The organism is Budvicia diplopodorum (genome assembly GCF_009800925.1).
In the GTDB taxonomy this organism is placed as follows: Bacteria; Pseudomonadota; Gammaproteobacteria; order Enterobacterales; family Enterobacteriaceae; genus Budvicia; species Budvicia diplopodorum.
In genome coordinates, this window is record NZ_WOYF01000002.1 from 347,052 (window position 1) to 366,080 (window position 19,029).

At 46.4% G+C, this 19,029-nt stretch carries 13 protein-coding genes and 1 pseudogene; 8 read left to right on the forward strand and 6 right to left on the reverse strand.

What is annotated here, in order from left to right; translation table 11 throughout:
- Positions 1 to 5: 5 nt before the first annotated feature.
- From GVI43_RS03955 to GVI43_RS03975, 5 genes are all read right to left on the reverse strand, one after another.
- A complete protein-coding gene (locus GVI43_RS03955; protein ID WP_159565440.1) occupies positions 6 to 8,048 on the reverse strand; it encodes a hemagglutinin repeat-containing protein in 8,043 nt (2,680 codons plus the stop codon).
- A 12-nt stretch (positions 8,049 to 8,060) separates the two neighbouring features.
- On the reverse strand, positions 8,061 to 9,782 hold the full coding sequence (locus GVI43_RS03960; protein WP_159565441.1) for a ShlB/FhaC/HecB family hemolysin secretion/activation protein: 1,722 nt from the start codon (positions 9,780 to 9,782) through the stop codon (positions 8,061 to 8,063).
- A 303-nt stretch (positions 9,783 to 10,085) separates the two neighbouring features.
- Positions 10,086 to 10,469, reverse strand: a complete 384-nt coding sequence (locus GVI43_RS03965; protein WP_159565442.1) for a putative zinc ribbon protein — start codon at positions 10,467 to 10,469, stop codon at positions 10,086 to 10,088.
- 192 nt (positions 10,470 to 10,661) lie between these two features.
- The gene (locus GVI43_RS03970) at positions 10,662 to 11,270 is read right to left on the reverse strand and encodes an inovirus Gp2 family protein (protein ID WP_159565443.1); all 609 of its coding nucleotides are present in this window, start codon (positions 11,268 to 11,270) and stop codon (positions 10,662 to 10,664) included.
- A 587-nt stretch (positions 11,271 to 11,857) separates the two neighbouring features.
- Entirely contained in the window at positions 11,858 to 12,106 is a 249-nt protein-coding gene (locus GVI43_RS03975) for a helix-turn-helix transcriptional regulator (protein ID WP_159565444.1), read from the reverse strand.
- 674 nt (positions 12,107 to 12,780) lie between these two features.
- Between GVI43_RS03975 and GVI43_RS03980 the strand changes: the two genes are divergently transcribed.
- The 8 genes and pseudogenes from GVI43_RS03980 to GVI43_RS04015 all read left to right on the forward strand — a co-directional run bounded on the left by GVI43_RS03980 (position 12,781) and on the right by GVI43_RS04015 (position 18,347).
- A complete protein-coding gene (locus tag GVI43_RS03980) occupies positions 12,781 to 13,683 on the forward strand; it encodes a hypothetical protein (RefSeq protein ID WP_159565445.1) in 903 nt (300 codons plus the stop codon).
- A 253-nt stretch (positions 13,684 to 13,936) separates the two neighbouring features.
- Entirely contained in the window at positions 13,937 to 14,758 is an 822-nt protein-coding gene (locus tag GVI43_RS03985) for a DUF932 domain-containing protein (RefSeq protein WP_159565446.1), read from the forward strand.
- A gap of 42 nt (positions 14,759 to 14,800) precedes the next feature.
- Positions 14,801 to 15,475, forward strand: a complete 675-nt coding sequence (locus tag GVI43_RS03990) for an EcsC family protein (protein ID WP_159565447.1) — start codon at positions 14,801 to 14,803, stop codon at positions 15,473 to 15,475.
- A 107-nt stretch (positions 15,476 to 15,582) separates the two neighbouring features.
- Positions 15,583 to 16,143 carry a DUF4339 domain-containing protein gene (locus tag GVI43_RS03995; protein WP_159565448.1) on the forward strand — a complete coding sequence of 187 codons (561 nt, stop codon included), beginning with the start codon at positions 15,583 to 15,585 and terminating at the stop codon, positions 16,141 to 16,143.
- An 84-nt stretch (positions 16,144 to 16,227) separates the two neighbouring features.
- Positions 16,228 to 16,683: a RadC family protein gene (gene radC, locus GVI43_RS04000; protein WP_159565449.1), complete on the forward strand. Its 456-nt coding sequence runs from the start codon at positions 16,228 to 16,230 to the stop codon at positions 16,681 to 16,683.
- A 115-nt stretch (positions 16,684 to 16,798) separates the two neighbouring features.
- Entirely contained in the window at positions 16,799 to 17,305 is a 507-nt protein-coding gene (locus GVI43_RS04005; RefSeq protein WP_159565450.1) for a hypothetical protein, read from the forward strand.
- Complete coding sequence (locus GVI43_RS04010) at positions 17,302 to 17,610, forward strand: hypothetical protein (protein WP_159565451.1); 309 nt, start codon at positions 17,302 to 17,304, stop codon at positions 17,608 to 17,610. Before GVI43_RS04005 ends, GVI43_RS04010 begins: the two co-directional genes overlap by 4 nt.
- Before the next feature lie 366 nt (positions 17,611 to 17,976).
- Positions 17,977 to 18,347 (forward strand): annotated as a pseudogene (locus GVI43_RS04015) (helix-turn-helix domain-containing protein).
- 18 nt (positions 18,348 to 18,365) lie between these two features.
- Here GVI43_RS04015 and GVI43_RS04020 read toward each other — a convergent pair.
- On the reverse strand, positions 18,366 to 19,029 hold a 664-nt coding region (locus tag GVI43_RS04020), incomplete at its 5' end, for an autotransporter outer membrane beta-barrel domain-containing protein (RefSeq protein WP_159565452.1).

A 19,029-nucleotide genomic window follows, 5' to 3' on the forward strand; every position in this document is an offset into this window, starting at 1 on the left:
CCTACTTACTTCCCCGGTTTGTCTATAAGCTTAGCTTTTTCGCCCTGTATTGGTTTATAGGTACTAGGATCTACAACTTTTATTATACCTTGCGTCGTAGTTGATACCTTATAATAACTACCTTCATGACGTCCGCCACCTGGGTGAACCTGTATCTGATTAATTGTTGGATGGCCTCTAACTTCAATTATTGTAGCTTGTGCCGACCCACGAGAAGACTGCCTTACATTAACTTGATAACCAGCTACGTTAAAATCATTCACTATACTATTTACGGATCTCCCCCATATATATTGGGGGTTACCAATGAATCCCGTTGCAATATTAGTTGTTTTACTCTTAGGAATAAGAATACTAGTTCCCGCTCCCGCAAGAATAGCTACACCGTCAGCAGCCAGAACCAGCCCTTCACCATACGCAGTGGTGTATTGGTTGATTACACCATTGTCTTTAGATGTTTCCTGAGCTACAAAATCCATGACATCTTTATCAAATGCCAAATAGACACCATTTGAAATAATTTCATTATAAGCCTCATTAGTAGGAGCCCTCCCAAAACCACAAAAATCTGGATTGGCTTTACAGCTCTCCTCCGATTTAGCTCGATCATCTGCAGCTAGCTGGCGGTATTCATCTAGTATTGGTGTGATATCCTCGCCTTTCGCTTTTGCGTCTTTAACTTTCCTATCCAAATTGTATAAATCAAGGGAGAACAAATTATTCTCCACCGCATTCTTACCAGCCTGCGCTCCCGCAATCGCATTAGCACTGCTGTCACCCACAACCCCACCAGCCAGACCCGCAGCTACCGTGCTTAACGCAGCAATAGTTTGCTTCTGTGACTCACTCAGATCTTTCGGATCTTTCACTTCAGGGTACAAAGCCTTCGCCAAATACCCAGCCATCAGTTCACCGCTGGCTGCACCTGCGGCACCCGCCAGAGCACTATTGCCGCTCGCATAAGCCGCCACAGCACCCCACACTGCGTGGGCCATCGCATTGGCTTCTTCGTTAGTGGTCTTGTCCGGGTTCTTGGTCATGTCCTTAATCACACCGGCCACGTAAGGATTTAGTCCACCGGCTATAGCCTGAGCCATATTGCCACCGGCCATCCCCTGAGCCACTGCGGTAGCAGCCTGCACGGCCATCTGTATCTTTCCACCGGTACCATAACCGGATTCAGAGAACGCCTTATTATAGAATGTATTGTAAACCTGGCGTTCAATATCCTCAGGCGTTGGTTCGGTTTTCCCATTTTTAGCTAAGGCCTCGCGAGCAGCCTGTCTGTCCTCCTCTCGGACATTTTTCATCTTTTCATTCGCCGCTTCTGTAGCCATAATCTGCCCTTGCGTACGAACGATATCCCCCATCTGGCTGCCAATTTCACCAATCAGTTGGGCTTCACGCAGGCGGTTTTGCTCTTTTTCTTTGTCAAATATCGGGCTTAGGGTCTGGTTTGCATGTTCCACATCACGGCTCAGGTCATCAATATTTTGCTGCTGATGCTCCGTATCGCGGATAACGATCGTACCTTCCGAAATAGCCGACTTGGTCAGGCTATCGGCATGCCCCTCGCCGTTCATACCCGCCAGAATTCCGTTGGCCATATTACCAACAAACTGGCCGCCAATATTACCGCCGGTACTGATGCCGACACCTACATGCTCAACTTTATAGTCGGCTTTGTTTTCAATATCACTGAAGCCTAGTGTGCCGGTATCTAAACGGTTCTTATCCGCCGTGGCCGTTGAGCCAATCACTGCGCCGTTAAGCTGCGTATGCTCGCCGACAGTGACATCAAAACCACCTTTCCCCGCAAAGAATCCGGTCTGTTCCTGCACAGAATCATAGTTACTGTGCATTTTATCCTGACTCACGTTGACGCTCAGCGAGCCTGTCATCGAACCAAACGTAAAGCTTCCGCCAACTGAAGCATTCTGCTGTTTGGCATCATAACGATCGCTGTCCTGTTCACTGGTCATAGTCAGGTTACGGCCCACATCGGCCGTAATAGATTCACCGCTGACCACTGCACCGGTCAGAGTGGTATCCCGTCCGCTGATAATGGAAACATTGTCACCGGCATTCAGCGTGGTTTCATTATGAGTCGTTCCGTTTCCTTTCTCATGGCCTTTGCCTTTATTGACACTGGCAGAAACGCTGATACCCCAGCCGCCCTGACCAACACCAATACCCACTCCGACAGAACCGCCACTGCTGCTGTTCTTGCCGTCCAAACGCTGAGTATTTGCCGCCGACTCTAAAATCACATCCTGAGTCGCATGCAGATTAATATCCTGACCGGCCTGTAGTTGGCCACCCTGAATATAAATATTGCCGTTCTGGTCAGCGTCTTTACCGGTGGCGTTGATATTCAGGTTGCCGCCCGCGGTCAATGCGCTGCCCTGACTCTCTCGTTGTTCTGACTGTTGCTTCGACTTGGATGACTGGCTACCGTAAGACACACTGATGCCGATCATATTTGTATCATTGGCATCGGCCATGGACATTTGCCCTGCCTGTACCGCCTGAACACCACTGAGCGCCGCCTGCATTCCCTGAAGGGCACTTAAACGCCCGTCTTTTTCATCATTGGCTGCTTTAGCTTGGGTGACTGCTGTATTGACTGCACTGCCTACCGCACCGGAGAGCGCCAGAGTTAGGCCACTCTGCTTTTGTTCTACTGTGTGAGTCTGAATACTTTGGTTTTGTGCCGCCAGAATATCGACGTTTTTCCCGTTCAGATTAATATCTTTACCGGCAATCACGTCAGAGCCCTGAACGGTTAGATTTTCACCCGCCTTCATGGTGACATTACCTTCAATGCTGCCGATAGTACTGCCTGCGCTGCTAAGAGAGGTTCCCTCATCCGTTACTTTTTGACTTTTCTTGCCGACGGTAACGCCAATACCACCAGTACCCATCAGGCCCGATTTAGTGGTCTTGTTAATGTGGGTTTCGTTGCTCACCTCTTCGGCGGTGGTCACCGTTAAATTATTACCCGCAGCCAAACTGACATCATGGGTTCCGGCAACGCTACTACCTTGAATAAAGAGGTCATGACCGGCATTTAACGTAACGTTATCGCCGCTGAGCAAAGTGCCTTTTTCATCCGTGGCATAGGTTTCATCTAATTTATAGGTGGTCGTTTTAGAGAAGGTTTTCTTCTTAACCTTGGTCTCTTCAAACAGGTGATAATCGCTTTCTGTCGCGGTGCTGATATTGATATCGTTACCGGCATACAGTTTCAGGTCACCTTCAGCTCTCACATCAGCGGCAGCCATTGAAATATCGTGTCCGGCAACGATTTGTACCTTATCGCCTGCAGTGATTTCAGTCCCTTGCTGGCGTATGGATTCATCAATTTGCAGTTTGCGTTTGCCGCGGGTTTCTTCATATTCCCGGCTTTGAGCCGTGGTCAGATTCACATCCCGTCCGGCTACCAGAGCTACATTATCATCAGCAGAGATTGCTGCAGCCTGGGCGTTAATATCACGCCCTGCGGCGATGGTGAGATTCTCACCGCTTTGCAGTGAGCTACTGAGCGCCCCCTCGCTTTCCATGATGTTTTTCTTACCATGAATAGTCCGGGATAGTTCAGCCACTTCGATATTCACATCACGACCCGCCGATAGCGTCAGGTTACCTTTCTCTGCGCTCACTTCTGACGCATGCAGGGTAATATCTTTTCCGGCAGTTAAATCCAGCGAACCCTCAGACTGAATAGAGGCGATATCGCCTACCGTAGTAAACGTCGACTGTGTTGTCTGCCATAGATGAGACTGGGTTTGATTGACAATGCTGCCGTCAATGCTTTCCAGCTCAACTTGCTGCCCGCGAATGGTTGAACCGATATTGTTAATATCGCCCATTGAGCTCATCGACAGGTAACCACCGGCCTTTATCTGGCCCGAATTGATATTATCAATGGTGCTCCAGCTATCAATAAACAGGGATTTATCGGCCAATATCGTACTGTGGCTGTTGATAACGCGGCCGCCATCCAGCTCAACGTAATTGCCTTTAATCACGCTACCCTCAAGCGAGGTCACATCATTTTTAGCCAGATACAGCTTCGGTGCTAACACCGTCTGTCCGTTAACCGTGACCGGCTCCCACCAGACAATGCTCTTATTCAACTGAGCGACCTGCTCCAGCGTCAGGCTTATGCCAAACGTCAGGTTTAGACCTGCCTGGGCATCAACAGCGTTGTCTATCAGGTACTGCATCTGCGCTAAGTCAGAACCAATGCCGTTGATATAGCGGCTGCCGGTTTGTTTAATTAACGCATCGCTGATATAGCGGGTATCGAACGCCGCATCGCCAAGGAAACGATACTTGAGATCGGGATTTAAGCCTAAACTGTCGAGAAAATAAGCCGACCCTAAGTATTTATTTTTATCAGTAAAACGGCTGTCGGTTTCACGCGGTGCGCTACCCGGCTGCCGCCCTAAAAGCGCATACAGGTCATTAAACAGGCCATTGTCTAACCCACCTAACCCGTTGAGCCTTGGGTTAGTGGTAATCAGATACGGGCTGTCCGGGTCTGGATTAGTGACAAATAACCCGTTAAGGCCATCGGGTAATGTAATATCGGTCTGCCCCGATAACGTTGGAACATCTAACGTATGACTAATATGACCGGCGTTAGCCACTGCGGTGGTATTACTAATATCGTTATCAAAATACGCGTACACGTCACCCGAAGCTTGAATGACAGACTGATAAACTGGGCCTACCGCCGTACCATCATTCACGTCCGTTAGCCGATAGCCGGCATATTCATAGGCACCCCAGACATAACGTCGACCGCTGGTATCTAAGGTATAAACCTGCTCTACCACCGACGTTCCGGTCTGGTAGCTCTGATTATTTAAGTTAGTACCGGTTAATGTGATATCTCTGTTGGCCAATAGGATACTGGCCTGATTATCCAGCGTCGTTGCCGCAATATTCAGGTTACGACCGCTGGCAATACGCCCAGCATTGCCGGTTTTATTCACCGTAATGGTTTCACTGCCGCCGACCTGATAGCGATATTCCGGTTGCGGATCCCGTCCTACATATTTCCTAACCATCAGATACTCACCTTGAGCATCCACTCTAAACTCGTAATGTCCTTCAGTGACAGCAGGATTCAGGAATGAACTACCGCTGCTTCCCCCCGGTGGTGTGGTGGTTCTCTGCATATCAAAACTCAGATAGCTGTTGGTAAACTGAGCCGTATTTATCTCAATATCCCCATCAATCGTCTCAATCGTCCCCGAGCGATTGACCACCTCAGCATTCGCATTCCCCGCCGCATCCTTCTGCATCCACAGGCTATTGCCCGCCAGAATATCGCCTTTAATGTTACTGATGCGGTTAGCGAACAGGTACATATCACCAGCGGCGTATAGCAACGAACTATTAGTGATGTTATTAGCCGCGCTAAGCAGCAAATCACCGCCCGCACCGGTAAAGCCTTGATGAGTAATCGAGTCACGGCTGGTAAGCGCAATATCACCGCCGGACTGCAAATGGCTGTCTGAGGTCAGGTTAATATTTGCCGCATTCACGCTTAATGTACCGTCACCGGCCGTCACTTGGCCCTGATTGGTAAACGCACCGCCGCTGCTTACGCTAACTTCATCGCCCTGCAGCGTGCCGTATTGCGTTATCGCACCAACGCTGCTCAGTGATAGTGCATTGCCCGCGGCGATGGTGCCGTAGTGCTGAAAATCCTGCTGCAGACGAACGTCGATATCCGATAGCGCGACGATTTGCCCTGAGTTGCTCAGCGAATTGCTGGTCAGGTCCAAATTACCAGCGCTAAACAGCTTGCCGCCGCTTTGGTTATCTACCTGCTGCGCATTAACCGTAAGCTGGTCTAAGGCTAATACCGTGCCGCTGTTGGTCAGCGTTTGAGCGTTAAGCTCAACCGTGTCGCCCTGTAGCGTGCCCTGCTGGTTAACGGTGGTGCCGGTTAATAACAAATCACCGTCAGATTTCAAAATGCCCTGCTGAGTAATGGCCGTGCCCGTTAGCGTTAAATCGCCGCCCGCGGTGAAGACTCCCTGAAGCTGCGCATTTTGGCTGGCGCTAAGGGATAAATCGTCGAAAGCCTGAATTTGAGCCGTCGCCAGCGAGGTAAATAATGGCGAATCGATCGACAGAGAGCCGCTGGACGAGACCAGACCGCCCAGCGTCATGCTTGATGCTATCAGCGCAATATGCTCATCGCTCAGTAAACGGCTGCCCTGTGCGGTAGTCAGCGTTTGGGTAGTCAGTGACATCGCCTGCTGAGCGTGAATCAGGCCTGCAATATCAGCACTGTTAGCCTGTAGGCTTAAACTACCGTCGCTGAGTAATGAACCGGTTTGCTCCACGTTCAGCCAGTCATTGGCGGTTAACCGCAATTCTTGTTGGGAACCGACACTCCCAGAAAGAGAAACTTCATCACCGATTAAGGTAAATAAGCCGCCGGATAATAACGTCCCGCTGCTATTCATAGTGCCAGCGGTAATAGACTGCGACCCTAACGACTGAATTCGGCCCGAGTTATTGATACCGGTCGCGGTGATAACGCTATTGCCATTGGTGGCTATCAGCCCTTGGTTATTCAATTGCCCGGCCGATAAAGACGTGAAGTAACCCGAGTTGATTTCGCCCAGGTTGTCGAGACCATTGCTGGCCCGAAGGCTCAGGTTCTGCTGAGCGGAAACGTTTGACTGCGCGCCAATGTGTAAATAGCCCGCGTCTAGCGCGATATCCTGCCCGGCGCTGACCTGACCATCGAGGTACAGCTGCGAACCGGTGAGGCTAACGCCGGACGTTCCCAGCACGCGGGAAGCACCGTCTTGCTGTATCGCCTGATGGCTTTTCGCTGTGACCTGAGCGGCAGACAGCTGGCTGTTATTCCACTGCTGGTTAGCCGCTTCTAATTGCAACGTACCGTTATTGCCTACCGTACCCTGAGCATCAACCCCGGCGGCAACCACGCTGTCGCTCACAGTTAATTGCCCCTGACTATTCAGGGTAACGTTGCTACCCGATGAGATAACGCCCTGCTTGACTTCGGTATTGCCTTTGCTGTTTAAGCGAATGTCGCCGGTGGCCTTATGGTTGCCGCTTAACGCCAGTTCATCGGCATTGGCGGTTATATTCCCCTGAGCCAGGGTATTATTGAGCGTGAGCTTACCGTTAACGTCGAGCTGAACGTCACCCTGACGGGCATTAAGATTACCGAGGTTAACGCCAACGCCTGCCTCGCTGGAAACCAGATGAATACGGTTGGCGTACATACCGCCGAGCGAGCCGGTATCTACCGCAATTCGCGGTGCGCTCTCCGTAGCGGCAATCGGCGTGACGGAGCCATCGCTGCCCACCCGGTTGCTACCGGCAATCACGGTTAAATCCTGCGCGTGCAGCCCGGCGTTAATCTCGGTCGCGCGGGAGATAATCGCCACCGAACTGCTTTGGCTGGCATCGAGCCCTTGGCCATTAATGGTGATAGTACCCTGAGTCACCGAGAGCGAATCGAGATTGCCCTGCGCGTCCATCACCGGTTTACCGGTGGTTAACGTCACGTTTGGCGTATTGATAAAGCCGCAGCCGTCGCAGGTAATACCGTAGGGGTTAGCCACCATCACGTTGGCCTGTTTGCCCGCCACTTCGGTATAGCCCTGAAGCTGTGAACGATTAGCGCCCACCACTTCATTGATAATGGCCTTAGCTTCGTGGCCTGCTTGTAGATTGGGGTTATTCTGAATAATACCGCTAAGCTGGGTCTGATTAAGCGCGCCGGTAGCATTGTTGAGTATTAAGCCTTCTTTGCCTACGTTGAACTCATTGTATTTATTATGAGAAACGCCCTGCTGATTGGGTGTTGCAATATTGACCACCGGCACGCCGTTGGCGGCCTGCTCGGTAGTGGTATTGCCGCTGGCGACATTGACACCGGCAGCAAAAGTTGGAAGAACGGGCTGGACGGCAATTAACCCACTAATCAAGTAGCTGAGTAAACGCTTAGAGGTATTCACCGGTAACGCTGTCGTATTATTTTTCATTATTATTATCCCTTAAAATACCAATCCAATACGGTAATACATCGACACGGAATCCGGCTTCAGCCAGTCCGGATAGCTCAGCGGTTTACCCACGGTAACGCTGCTGAAGTAGTGATTATTATTAGCGGTCAGCCCGATGGCGCTTCCCCACAGCGTGCCCGACGCGTAAGGGTCGAGGCTGTCGTGATGTAAATAGCCCCCGTCAACGGCGGCAATGGCGCTGATATTGCCTAGCACCGGCAGCGTGATAAAATTCCAGCTGATTTCATTACGCAGGTAGCCCCCGTTATCGCCTGCCAGATACTGTTCTTTAAAGCCCCGCACGGAGCTTTCACCGCCAATGGTTAAGCGCTCAGAACCGTATAGCCGATCCGGCGTCCACTGCCCGTACAGGCTGCTCAGCCAGGTTAACTTTTCAGTGAGCGGAAAATAGTAGCTGCCCGAGACGTTCCATTTAGAAAACTCAGCCTTCGGTGCATTCGATACCTTTCCATGGTCATCTTCAGCGCCCAGCCAAGGAACGCCGTGGGTATAGGTCGGGTTAAGCGTAGCGAACCCTGACCAGATCTTTTGGCTATGGGTTATTCCCACGCTAAAGTTCGACAGCTTACGGCTGCTGCTTTCAAGCAATACGTCATTGAGGTAGTTATTATTGATGCGGTGCGTGATACCCAGCGCAAGGCCGGTTTTAATATCACTGTCGCGGTATAACACCCAAGAACTGTTTAAGCGGTGAGTTTGAGTATCGCCGCTGGAGCGCCAGAAAAAGCCGCGGTTTTCAATACTGCTCAGGTAATCACTGTAGGAATAGCTGTAATCCAGCAGGCCGTAGCCGTAAGGGACGCTGAGGCTGGCCTGTACGCTTTGGGCGTCGTGACTGTTGGAATAATCGCTGCTTTTAGCGCCCGAGACATACCACTTATCCGCTAAGCCTAAAAGATTATTGCCGGTCACCGAGGCGTTAATTTGCCCGGTACCGGTACTTTTTTGCCCGCTATTGTCAAAACCAAGCCCAAAGCTTAACGGAAACTCAGGCGTCGCCGTTAAGTTAACAACCGACAGCCCTTGCTCACTGCCCGGTAGAATTTCAATCTGAACCGGCACGGTGCGCGTGCGGTTAATCTGCTCCATGCCCTGTTCAATATCCCGCAGGTTTAGGATATGGCCGACTAAACCAGGAAACGCCATTCGAACTTCAGACGTAACCTTACCCTCCAGCCGAATTTCCTCCAGCTTGCCTTCCAGCACCACAATATTCAGCTTACCGGAAGAGAGGTCCTGCTCGGTTAAAAACGCGCGACTGGTGATATACCCGCGGCTGATATACCAGTCAGAGATTTTCTCCACTAACTGAGATATTTGAGTAACGCCAATACATTGCTCTAAATAAGGCTGAACTAGTTGTTGTTTATGCTTTTCTGATAATAGAGAAGCCTGTTCAATATTAATTTCGGCTATTTGGAAACACGGGCCTTTAACCTCAACCTGTGGGATTTTGGTCGAATCCTGAAGCTGAATGCTACGCTCTAAGTCTTCACGCTGCTGCTGGTTTTGCAGCAAGATATCGCGCTGCTGCTGCTGACTGTCTTCACGCTCGGCGGGGTTAAGTGGGGCAGCATAAATAAAGGAGCTATAGCCAAACAGACAGACAATCGCCAGCGAAAGCCAACGCTTTGTAATAGCGTGAACGTGTTGGTTAAGTCCGAAAGATATTCCACACAGCTGTGACTTCATAAATTGCCTGTCCATGGTCATTAAATAAAACTAACGCCAAATGGTTAGTCTTTAGAAAGATAAATACAAATAGTAAATACTGTTTATAGTAATTTCGCGCGATTATAAAGATCTTCCCAGTCATTTGGTACCCGGTAAAAATACTAGTTTTTTGTTAATCGCCCGTGTTACTGATTGAACTATTTCAACTAACTATCGCATTCCGTCAGATCCCCCATCTAATTTAATGGGAGCGAAGTCGCAAAATGTAATATTCAGCCCTCCAACACTGACGAAATAAGTCTGCTTACTGTCTGGCTGATGTTACTTAGCTGAAACTTGGCTGTCGGCTCCACGCTGACAAGTCAGGCAGTATTTCTCACCATAGTACGCATTACCACAGCATCGACAGTGCCAATCAGCCTTTTGCACCAGCGGTAGTGCTTTCGGTATAAAAGTCCTCAATGCTGTAACCGTGGCACCCTCTACGTCATCCACATTGACATATGGGCAGTGTTGACGTGCATGTTCAGATAAATCTGTATCCGAATGCTCAAACCAAGGGCGACTACGCGCCCTACTCCGATGGAACACTAATACGCTCCTACATAGGTGACAGGTATATTCACCATTTGGGGATTTCTGTGCAGTTAATGCCGAAATGAGATGTCCATGAGCATTACGTGAAATAAATGATTTTGCATACATACAGATACTCCTTTCTACTGGATAGCAGGCAGCCGTAGTCCGTCCCTTAAGGGCAGATACAAGTGCCTGCTTCCAAGTGAAGTAATTTAAAAGCTTACGATAATAAGAAGATAAGAATGTAAGACGTCACTAATCAGGGGGGATGAAATGCCTTATTCCTTCATGAGATAAGCCTGTGTGGTAAGAAAAGACTCAGCGCTGACTACACCCAAAGTTACGTTCACCATCATTGCAAATTTTACTGCGTTCTTTAGCCAGATAGCTGACCCGAGTCATCAACTGGGCATAGACGCCATCCGTATCCAGCGTTTTTATGCTCAAGTAGTAACAAGGATTTTTGGGGAAGTAAGTCAGTGACTGATACCACTCATCATTGATGCCTAACGCACTGAGCCAGGCCTGAGTGATTAATGCCGCTAAGTTACCTGTTGGCCTACGATAGTCCCCCAGAAAGGCATAGGCGTCCTTATTGAGTAAGAGCAGCACGTGATAGTGTTTCTTATCTTCTTGCTCATTAAACTCCCTAACCCAGACGTAGCGTAATGAAGAAGGATGGACTCTTTTCTCTTCTACCGCTTTCTTAGCTAAGTCAGCTTTCAGCTTTGCTTTTAATGAATCAATAAAGCGAGAGATCAGTGCTGGATCCGTTCTCGCGAGCACGTCGTCTGGTAACCTGAGGTCAACCCGTAAAGCAAATGTCCGTGGGTGTTCTTTTAAGGCAGCCTGAATGGTTTTAGTCATTCTATTTAAATAATCAGGATTAAGTGGACCATAGCTTTCAATAATATCTTCAGCGTTCATCGTTTATTTCTCAAGTTGATAATTAAGGTTAGGAATATCAGTACTGAACAATAAGAAATAACGCCCAGAGTATGGGCGTACTTATAACTTCTGTTATGCTGATACAAAAATACGGATGCTTATTGCTGATAACAATAAGCAGAACGTTACTAAGGTTAAATGAATAAAGGGGTATACGTAGATACCCCCGGCATTATTACTGGCGAGACTACTGTTAATAACACTATCGATTATTGATACTACCTACTTTAATTAATAGCAGCCTCCATACCAATCACTAGTGCTATCTATCTCAATGCTATCCACCATCCATACAAATACCACCTATATAAATCCTATATAAATACTAAACAAACCGACAATAACCAGCAGAACAATAAACCTTCTTATCATGACTAATTTAAATAATTTATTAAAGAATGATAGGAAAAATAGATAGCAGCAAGATAATTTATAGCAGGTTATTCACTCTGGAATTAAAACCTAAGAAATGCCAAAGCATCATGATGATAAATTGATTATTAAATTTGATTGGATTAATAAATTTTATAGCGATAGTAAAAGGTGTTAGCGACAAGCTTTATTGTCTATGACTTCTCGGCATCTACGGTTGACTCAGTATTAAGCTCACATCTGGATGCAGTAATCCGTTGACGTAACCAAGTCTCGACTTCGCTTTTTAGCCAGCGAGAGGAGCGCCCCAGTTTAATTTGTTTCGGGAACTGACCTAGTTGTATTAGTTTATAAAACCACTTATCGGTTAGACCCGTCAATGTTGTAATAAAGGCCATATCGACTAGCTTGTCATTCATTAATTCGGTTGGTAAGTTATTCATGTGATATTTCTCCTTGGTATTTAATAGGGAGAATTTGTGCGTACGGGCACCTTGGGTGCCGTTAATTCAAGTAATTCGATGATAGGCTTATCTGAGTTATTCAGCCGCTTAGCGTAAGGCTAACGACGTATAATCAGAGTCAATCAGCAATAACTCAATCTGGGACGAACGTATTCTCTACATCACATGCTGCAACCGTGTAAAAAATAACTTGAGATCGGTTGACATTAATAAAGAACAATCAATATTTATCTGACCAATACTGAGTAGAAATAGCTTCATCTATAATAAAATTTGTTATTCACACCATTCAATAAAATCCCCATAGCGTCATTTTAAAATGACCAATGATGATAAAACCTAAACACAAGAAACTCACCGCCTTTAATCAACGATTGCTATCATGTATTTTCATTGAAAGGAAATAATGTTCATTGCTCATCATTCATTGACATTTTCACATCAAATGGAAACGAAAATGGAACAGTAATCACCTTGCAGTTAGGGGCTAAATCGAGTATATTGAAACTATTCCAGAATTGAATTCCTACGGAAATATTTATGATAACACCACGAAAAAACCTTCGTAAAACACGCATAAAAAACAACACCAGTTATCACATAAAAATCTACGTAGTGAAAAAAGATAAAATTGATTTTTTAAGGCGATAATAATGACAATTCAAACAGGCAAGGATATTAAAGAAAAGGTTATCATTCGTGATAGTGATATAAGACGACTTAATTTTTATGAAGAGTATATGAGGAGTAACCACTCCTTTTTTAACCTATATAGATTAGCCAATAACTGTAATGCGATTAATGAATCCCTTGTTATTGTTTATCCTGACCTCCTTGAGAGAAAGGCATTCGTTGATAAAATGAGAGCCGCCTGTAACAAGGTTATATTACCGAAGAAAGAATTTAACTGGATAAAGATTAATGACCGAAATTGTTTCTGGGCATGGCTTATGATTAGAGACATTCGAAATAAAGACCTCCCTTTATACACCAATCTATTTGACTCAAAAACCCCACCAATCTATGACCAATTACCCATCAACAAAATACCGGCCAGTACCATAGAACGCTATAATGCGATAGTTGAATTCTTTGATATATTGCGTACCGATGTAAGAATGATACGAGTCTATTTCTATCATCTAAGAATTAAACTCCAAAAAGTTTACACATTCTCCACTAGCTTTCTTTGGATAAAAAAAGAGAATAAAAAACAATGCGAATGGGCGTGGGACTATATGAAGAGAAGCGGGGTCATCATTAAAAATGAAAATATACTGACTCCCATCAGTAAAAAGGAAATGTACTTCACTATTATTGCCGCTTTTGATTCATGGTTTGCATTAGATTCGGAGAAAGAACTCTTCTTAATCAAGATGAAGAAGGCCTGGAGCCAGAAAAAATACAGAGATGAAGTCTCGGATCAGAAATTACTTAACACCTATATTTCACAAAATGCCAAAGATAAACTCGATAAAATGACAGCAATCAGCAAACGAAAAATTAACGAAATGATTGAATTAATGATTGATAATGAATATAAGAAATATCAATGATTGATACTAAGATAATCAAGTTGAAAATGTCTTATTCTAAGTTTATAAGCTCTGTACTGCAGTTTTATTAAACCTATATCATTATCAAAAAGGCCTTTCTCACGTCTAATAAAAAACAACATCGTTCTAATTATTTTCACACATACATCATAATTCTGATATCACTCACCTATCGGTCATATCACGCTTATTCAGGCTGATGGAATACAACGCTCAAGCCTGAGGTTATTATCTATGTTGAGGAAATAAATCAATGACACGTCTTGCTTCCCGATTTGGTGCGGTGAATAGTATTCGCCGCGACCGACCATTAACCAATGACGAATTAGCTCGCCACGTCCCCAGTATATTATCCGAAGAAAAACACAACTCCAGAAGTGAGCGATACACTTACATTCCTACTATTACGCTATTAGATAATCTGCGTAAAGAAGGCTTTCAGCCCTTCTTTGCCTGTCAGACTCGCGTCCGTAATCTTGATAAACAAGACCACACAAAACACATGCTACGCCTACGTAGTGAAGGCCAGATAACCGGGAAAGAAGTCCCTGAAATTATCCTACTTAACAGCCATGACGGCTCCAGCAGTTATCAGATGATCCCTGGCCTATTCCGCTTCGTGTGTGCGAATGGAATGGTCTGTGGTGACAGCTTTGGCGAGATTCGCGTACCGCATAAAGGCGATGTTGTTGATCGTGTGATTGAAGGTGCTTACGAGGTATTAAACATATTTGACCGAGTAGAAGAACAGCGGGAAGCCATGCAAGGCATCTCGCTACCAAAACCCGCTCAGGAAGCCTTTGCTCATGCGGCTTTAACCTACCGCTACGGTGAAGAGTATCAACCAATAACCGAAGAACAGATCCTGATGCCCCGGCGTTGGGAAGACAGAAAAGATGACCTCTGGACCACGTACCAACGACTGCAGGAAAACTTGATCAAAGGCGGGCTATCTAGTCGTTCAGCTAAAGGTAAACGAGCTCGGACTAGGGCCATCAACGGTATCGATGGTGATATCAAGCTTAATCGCGCCCTGTGGGTGATGGCTGAGAATATGCGCCAGCATTTAGCCTGACACCACTATGCATCACAAAGAGAATCAATAGGAATAGATAATATGACTCATGATAATGGACTGACCATCAATACCCTACAGTCAACGCTTGATTGGCTGTATGACAGGGCTATCAACGGTATTCCCGGGTTGGACTCTGCTCAGGCGCTGGCTGATGCTTATCGGCATACTCACCCAGACCGGCGAGAATGTGTGAATGCTTTAATACGCTGGCAAAATACCAAAGCTGGGGCCAGCGGCTTCCTCTCTGGATTAGGTGGCCTGATGACTCTGCCAGTGACGATACCGCTCAATATGACCAGCATCTTGTTTATCCAAATCAGGATGATTGCAGCTATAGCTCTATTGGGTGGCCATAGTCTGAAGGACGATAATGTCAAAACCTGTGTCTATTTATGCTTATGTGGTAATACAGCAAAGGATATCCTGAAGAATGTCGGTATCCAGCTCGGTACACGACTAACCCGGCAACTGCTAGGTCAAACCTCATCAGGAATAATACGACACATCAACCGCTCAGTCGGCGTTAAGCTGATGGCGCAGGTCGGCCAAAAAGGCAGTATCAATGCCCTCAAGCTGATACCGTTAGTCGGCGGATTAATCGGTAGCGTGTTTGACAGCATCACTACCGACATCATCGGGAATATGGCCAGAGATATATTTATCAGACCACACGCGATCCCCGCGCTGATCCATGACGACATCCATACTCAGTAACCTCTAGCTCATTTCAGCCCTGATCACCTAAAAACCCACTGACATCAGTCTGTTTTAGCACTGATGCAATCTCGTTTATTTAATTTCACACAAAAAGGACATCACTCATGACCGAATGGCATTATGAGAAAGAAGGCCGTCGTCACGGTCCGTTAACCGAAAAAGACATCACAACACTTATCACTCAACGGCGCATCCACGCCAATACGCTCGTCTGGCATCAGGGCCAACTGGCCTGGGTACCGCTGAACACCACGTTATTGGCGGCTGCGTTACCTACCACACCGGAACATGAACCGCCGCCACTACCCAGCTACCGGTTAAACAATACCATCGTCTGGTTATTGGCATTCGCACCATTATTAGGGTTTCTGCTGGAAAGCATTGTCGCCATTCTGATTTATGGCCGACGAGGCTTTGGCTACTCGGTGTATCAACTGCTCTTTACCCATCCGTTCTGGTATCTCTCCGTTATCTTGAATATTGCACTCAGTTATCGGGATGAGCACAACTTGAAAAAGGCGGGTATCGATACTTCCGGATATGGTGCCATGGCCTGGTTGGTACCGGTCTACTTATGGCGGCGGGCAAAGGCGCTAGGACAGGCTCCAAGTTATTTCTGGGTCTGGGTCATTCTATTCGGGATAGTGCTATTAATGGCGCTTTGATTCGATAATAACAGGGCAGGCTCACCGTCATCGGTGGCCTGCCCTTTTTGCCATCTTGTTATTCTTCATTATGAGAGCACCACTATGTCCAATCACATTCGGCGTGAACAGCGCATTATCAGCATGGCGTTACAGCTATTAGAAAAACAAATCAAAGTGAGACCTTATTCTTTCACTTCATCGACACAAACCAGAGATTACCTTCGTTTGCAGCTAGAACAATTGGAAAGGGAAGTTTTTATGATTTTGTATCTGGATAACCAACACCGTCTAATCTCTAGTGACGTCACTGCATTAGGCACAATTAACGAAACATCAATATATCCCAGAGAAATCATTAAAGGATCTTTAGAATTTAATGCTGCAGCGGTAATCCTTGCTCACAATCACCCTTCCGGGCTGGCAGAACCTAGTCAGGCAGATCGCTCAATCACCAATAAGTTAAAAGAAGCATTGTCATTAGTTGACGTAAAGGTACTCGACCACTTTGTTATTGGTCATGGTGAATTAGTCTCATTTGCTGAGCGAGGTTGGCTATAAGTCAGATGGTTCCAATACGCTATACCGCATTAACAGTTCAATCTTCAACGTAATTCCTCCTATATACCTCAACAATCAATCACATAATCCTTTTTACCAACAGGGAGACCTTCAGATGTCTAAATCACCGACGTCCAAACCTGGTGTATTTCATTTTACCTTATTACGCGATATCACTCAGGACGACTGGTTCACACTATGTCGTCTGGTCACCCGAGCCCATCGGCAGCTCCGTCTAAAGCCGGAAACGACCGGTATTGAACCAATCCCTATTATCTGCAACGGTGCGGGTATCACGCCACTGCGCTATGACGACAGTTTAATAGGGCTTGGGGTTATCGTTTTTAACGGGGAACATCATCACCAACTCAGCGGTGATACTTTTATTCTTAATCAACATAGTCATCCCTACGACCGGGGATATTGTCATACCTATGGTCGCCCCTACTGTTTTATGGTCATGGCAGTATTACTGCTCGCTCATCACACCTGCCCGACTGTCTGGAAAATCACATCTGATGTCAGTTGCGCTGAATGGCAACGTGTTGCCGACTGGCTGCAGACAGAACTGGCAATTGCGATAGCGCTTCCCACCGAAATATTTACAGGAGTACAACCATGAATCTGATTGCCCGTTTACTGTCACTGAAATCACTGGAGAATATTGATTTGATACATACCGTTCGAGTGACTGAGTCGGCGTTTAATGATTTAACCACGTTGGGTAGCGAAGGTATTTTCTACCCGGCAACGGAAAGCTCAGCGAATGCAGAATATGTGATACTAGATCTTGAGTTTATTCGTGACCACCAGCTCGATTTTGATAAACCTGCTTTTACTGAATGGTGCCAGATGCATTTATCTCTGAGCATAGCCAAGTTGCAACCTCTATCATATCTGTTTGTCGTAGGAACTAATGAAGTCTAAAGCAGCGCCTTACTAAACTAATTAATCATTAGTTGTAGTCAACGCATACCGTTTGCTGAAAGAGGATGGCTATAGTAAATTGAACACCATTCCGGTATTCAAAATTATTTAATCAAATCACATAAAAACAATTGCGGGTACAAATACGGGTACATTTATCAATACATGAATTAATTAAATTCAATATCAATTAGTTAAATTAATGTACGAGTCCGGCCTCAGCACCATTAGAATGAAAATTAAGTCACCGTGAGGTGGCTTTTTTTGTGTCAAAAATCCCCGTTTCATCCGGCGGTTGAATGAGTTTCATCTATTTGTCCGTTTAAGCGAAGCTCGCTTTACCCGTTGGTAGAAAATCGATTTTGAATGCGTGCCCAAGGCAATATCTGGAGAACGGGGTTAATCACCCTAGTTTTATCCGGTATTGCCACGCAGCATAAGAAAGGCGCTATCTTAGCCGCCCTCTCCCGCTCTGCCGGGCTGAGTTCATCAACGCTGGCAAATGCCCATGCCTAAAGGTGAATGACTAATAAGCCGGGGCGATCGGCGTTAAACCGGGTGAGATATGGCCGAGTCGCTATCGTGATTGGATGACAGGGAAATTAAACAGAAGGAAACCGGCAACGTTGCTACATGAGAAAAACCAAGGTAGACAGATAGTGACTGTTTTTAACCCTATTTACGTGTTGTCAACGCCAAAAAAAAGAGCGGATAACGTGAGTTATCCGCTCTTTTAACTGTATGAGGCAGGACTATTAGAAATCGTACTTCAGGCCAATTTGTCCCATCATGTCACTGTATCCTTCCTGACCTGATTTGGCCGTTACGTCTGTCCATAATGACAGGTTATCGGTGACTTGCCCCCGAATACCGACCCTCATTTCCAGCACGTTTTTCATGCCCTTATTACTAACCGTCGTCTCATTCATTTTCACTGAATTTTTTGCATTGCTGGTTAGCCAGTTTAGCTCACCATAAGGTTCAAACTCTCTAAAACTGCCATCAGGCTGGAGCCATCTTTCCTTCGTGAAGGCTCGGGCACCCAAACGAATTTGCGTATTATCACCCTCGCTATTAACCTGAGTGCCATTATGTTCCTTATGATCAAGATCGTTACCCACCGTTTGAACAACCTGAACCTGTGGCTGAATATAAGAACGACGGTTATGTCCTTCCTCATATTTTGTTTCACTCAGCTTAAAGGTATAGCCTAACTCAAGTGAAGCCATCACATTCTCGGTCCAGTACTTCTCGGTGGCCATTTCATCGCCGGTGACGCTATTTTTAAAACGGCTATACAGTAGCCAGCTATCGGCGTAAGCACCTTCTTGAGTTTTACCGTCTTCAAACCATGTGCCGTAAATCCCCGAGCTCCAGCCGTCAGTTTCGCCGCGAGAATGGTAACCTTTCAGTTTGGCT

Excerpts from the sequence above, each read along its gene's own strand:
- GVI43_RS03955 (WP_159565440.1), bottom strand. The coding sequence starts at position 8,048 with ATGAAAAATAATACGACAGCGTTACCGGTGAATACCTCTAAGCGTTTA.
- GVI43_RS03960 (WP_159565441.1), bottom strand. The coding sequence starts at position 9,782 with ATGAAGTCACAGCTGTGTGGAATATCTTTCGGACTTAACCAACACGTT.
- GVI43_RS03965 (WP_159565442.1), bottom strand. The coding sequence starts at position 10,469 with ATGTATGCAAAATCATTTATTTCACGTAATGCTCATGGACATCTCATT.
- GVI43_RS03970 (WP_159565443.1), bottom strand. The coding sequence starts at position 11,270 with ATGAACGCTGAAGATATTATTGAAAGCTATGGTCCACTTAATCCTGAT.
- GVI43_RS03975 (WP_159565444.1), bottom strand. The coding sequence starts at position 12,106 with ATGAATAACTTACCAACCGAATTAATGAATGACAAGCTAGTCGATATG.
- GVI43_RS03980 (WP_159565445.1), top strand. The coding sequence starts at position 12,781 with ATGACAATTCAAACAGGCAAGGATATTAAAGAAAAGGTTATCATTCGT.
- GVI43_RS03985 (WP_159565446.1), top strand. The coding sequence starts at position 13,937 with ATGACACGTCTTGCTTCCCGATTTGGTGCGGTGAATAGTATTCGCCGC.
- GVI43_RS03990 (WP_159565447.1), top strand. The coding sequence starts at position 14,801 with ATGACTCATGATAATGGACTGACCATCAATACCCTACAGTCAACGCTT.
- GVI43_RS03995 (WP_159565448.1), top strand. The coding sequence starts at position 15,583 with ATGACCGAATGGCATTATGAGAAAGAAGGCCGTCGTCACGGTCCGTTA.
- radC (WP_159565449.1), top strand. The coding sequence starts at position 16,228 with ATGTCCAATCACATTCGGCGTGAACAGCGCATTATCAGCATGGCGTTA.
- GVI43_RS04005 (WP_159565450.1), top strand. The coding sequence starts at position 16,799 with ATGTCTAAATCACCGACGTCCAAACCTGGTGTATTTCATTTTACCTTA.
- GVI43_RS04010 (WP_159565451.1), top strand. The coding sequence starts at position 17,302 with ATGAATCTGATTGCCCGTTTACTGTCACTGAAATCACTGGAGAATATT.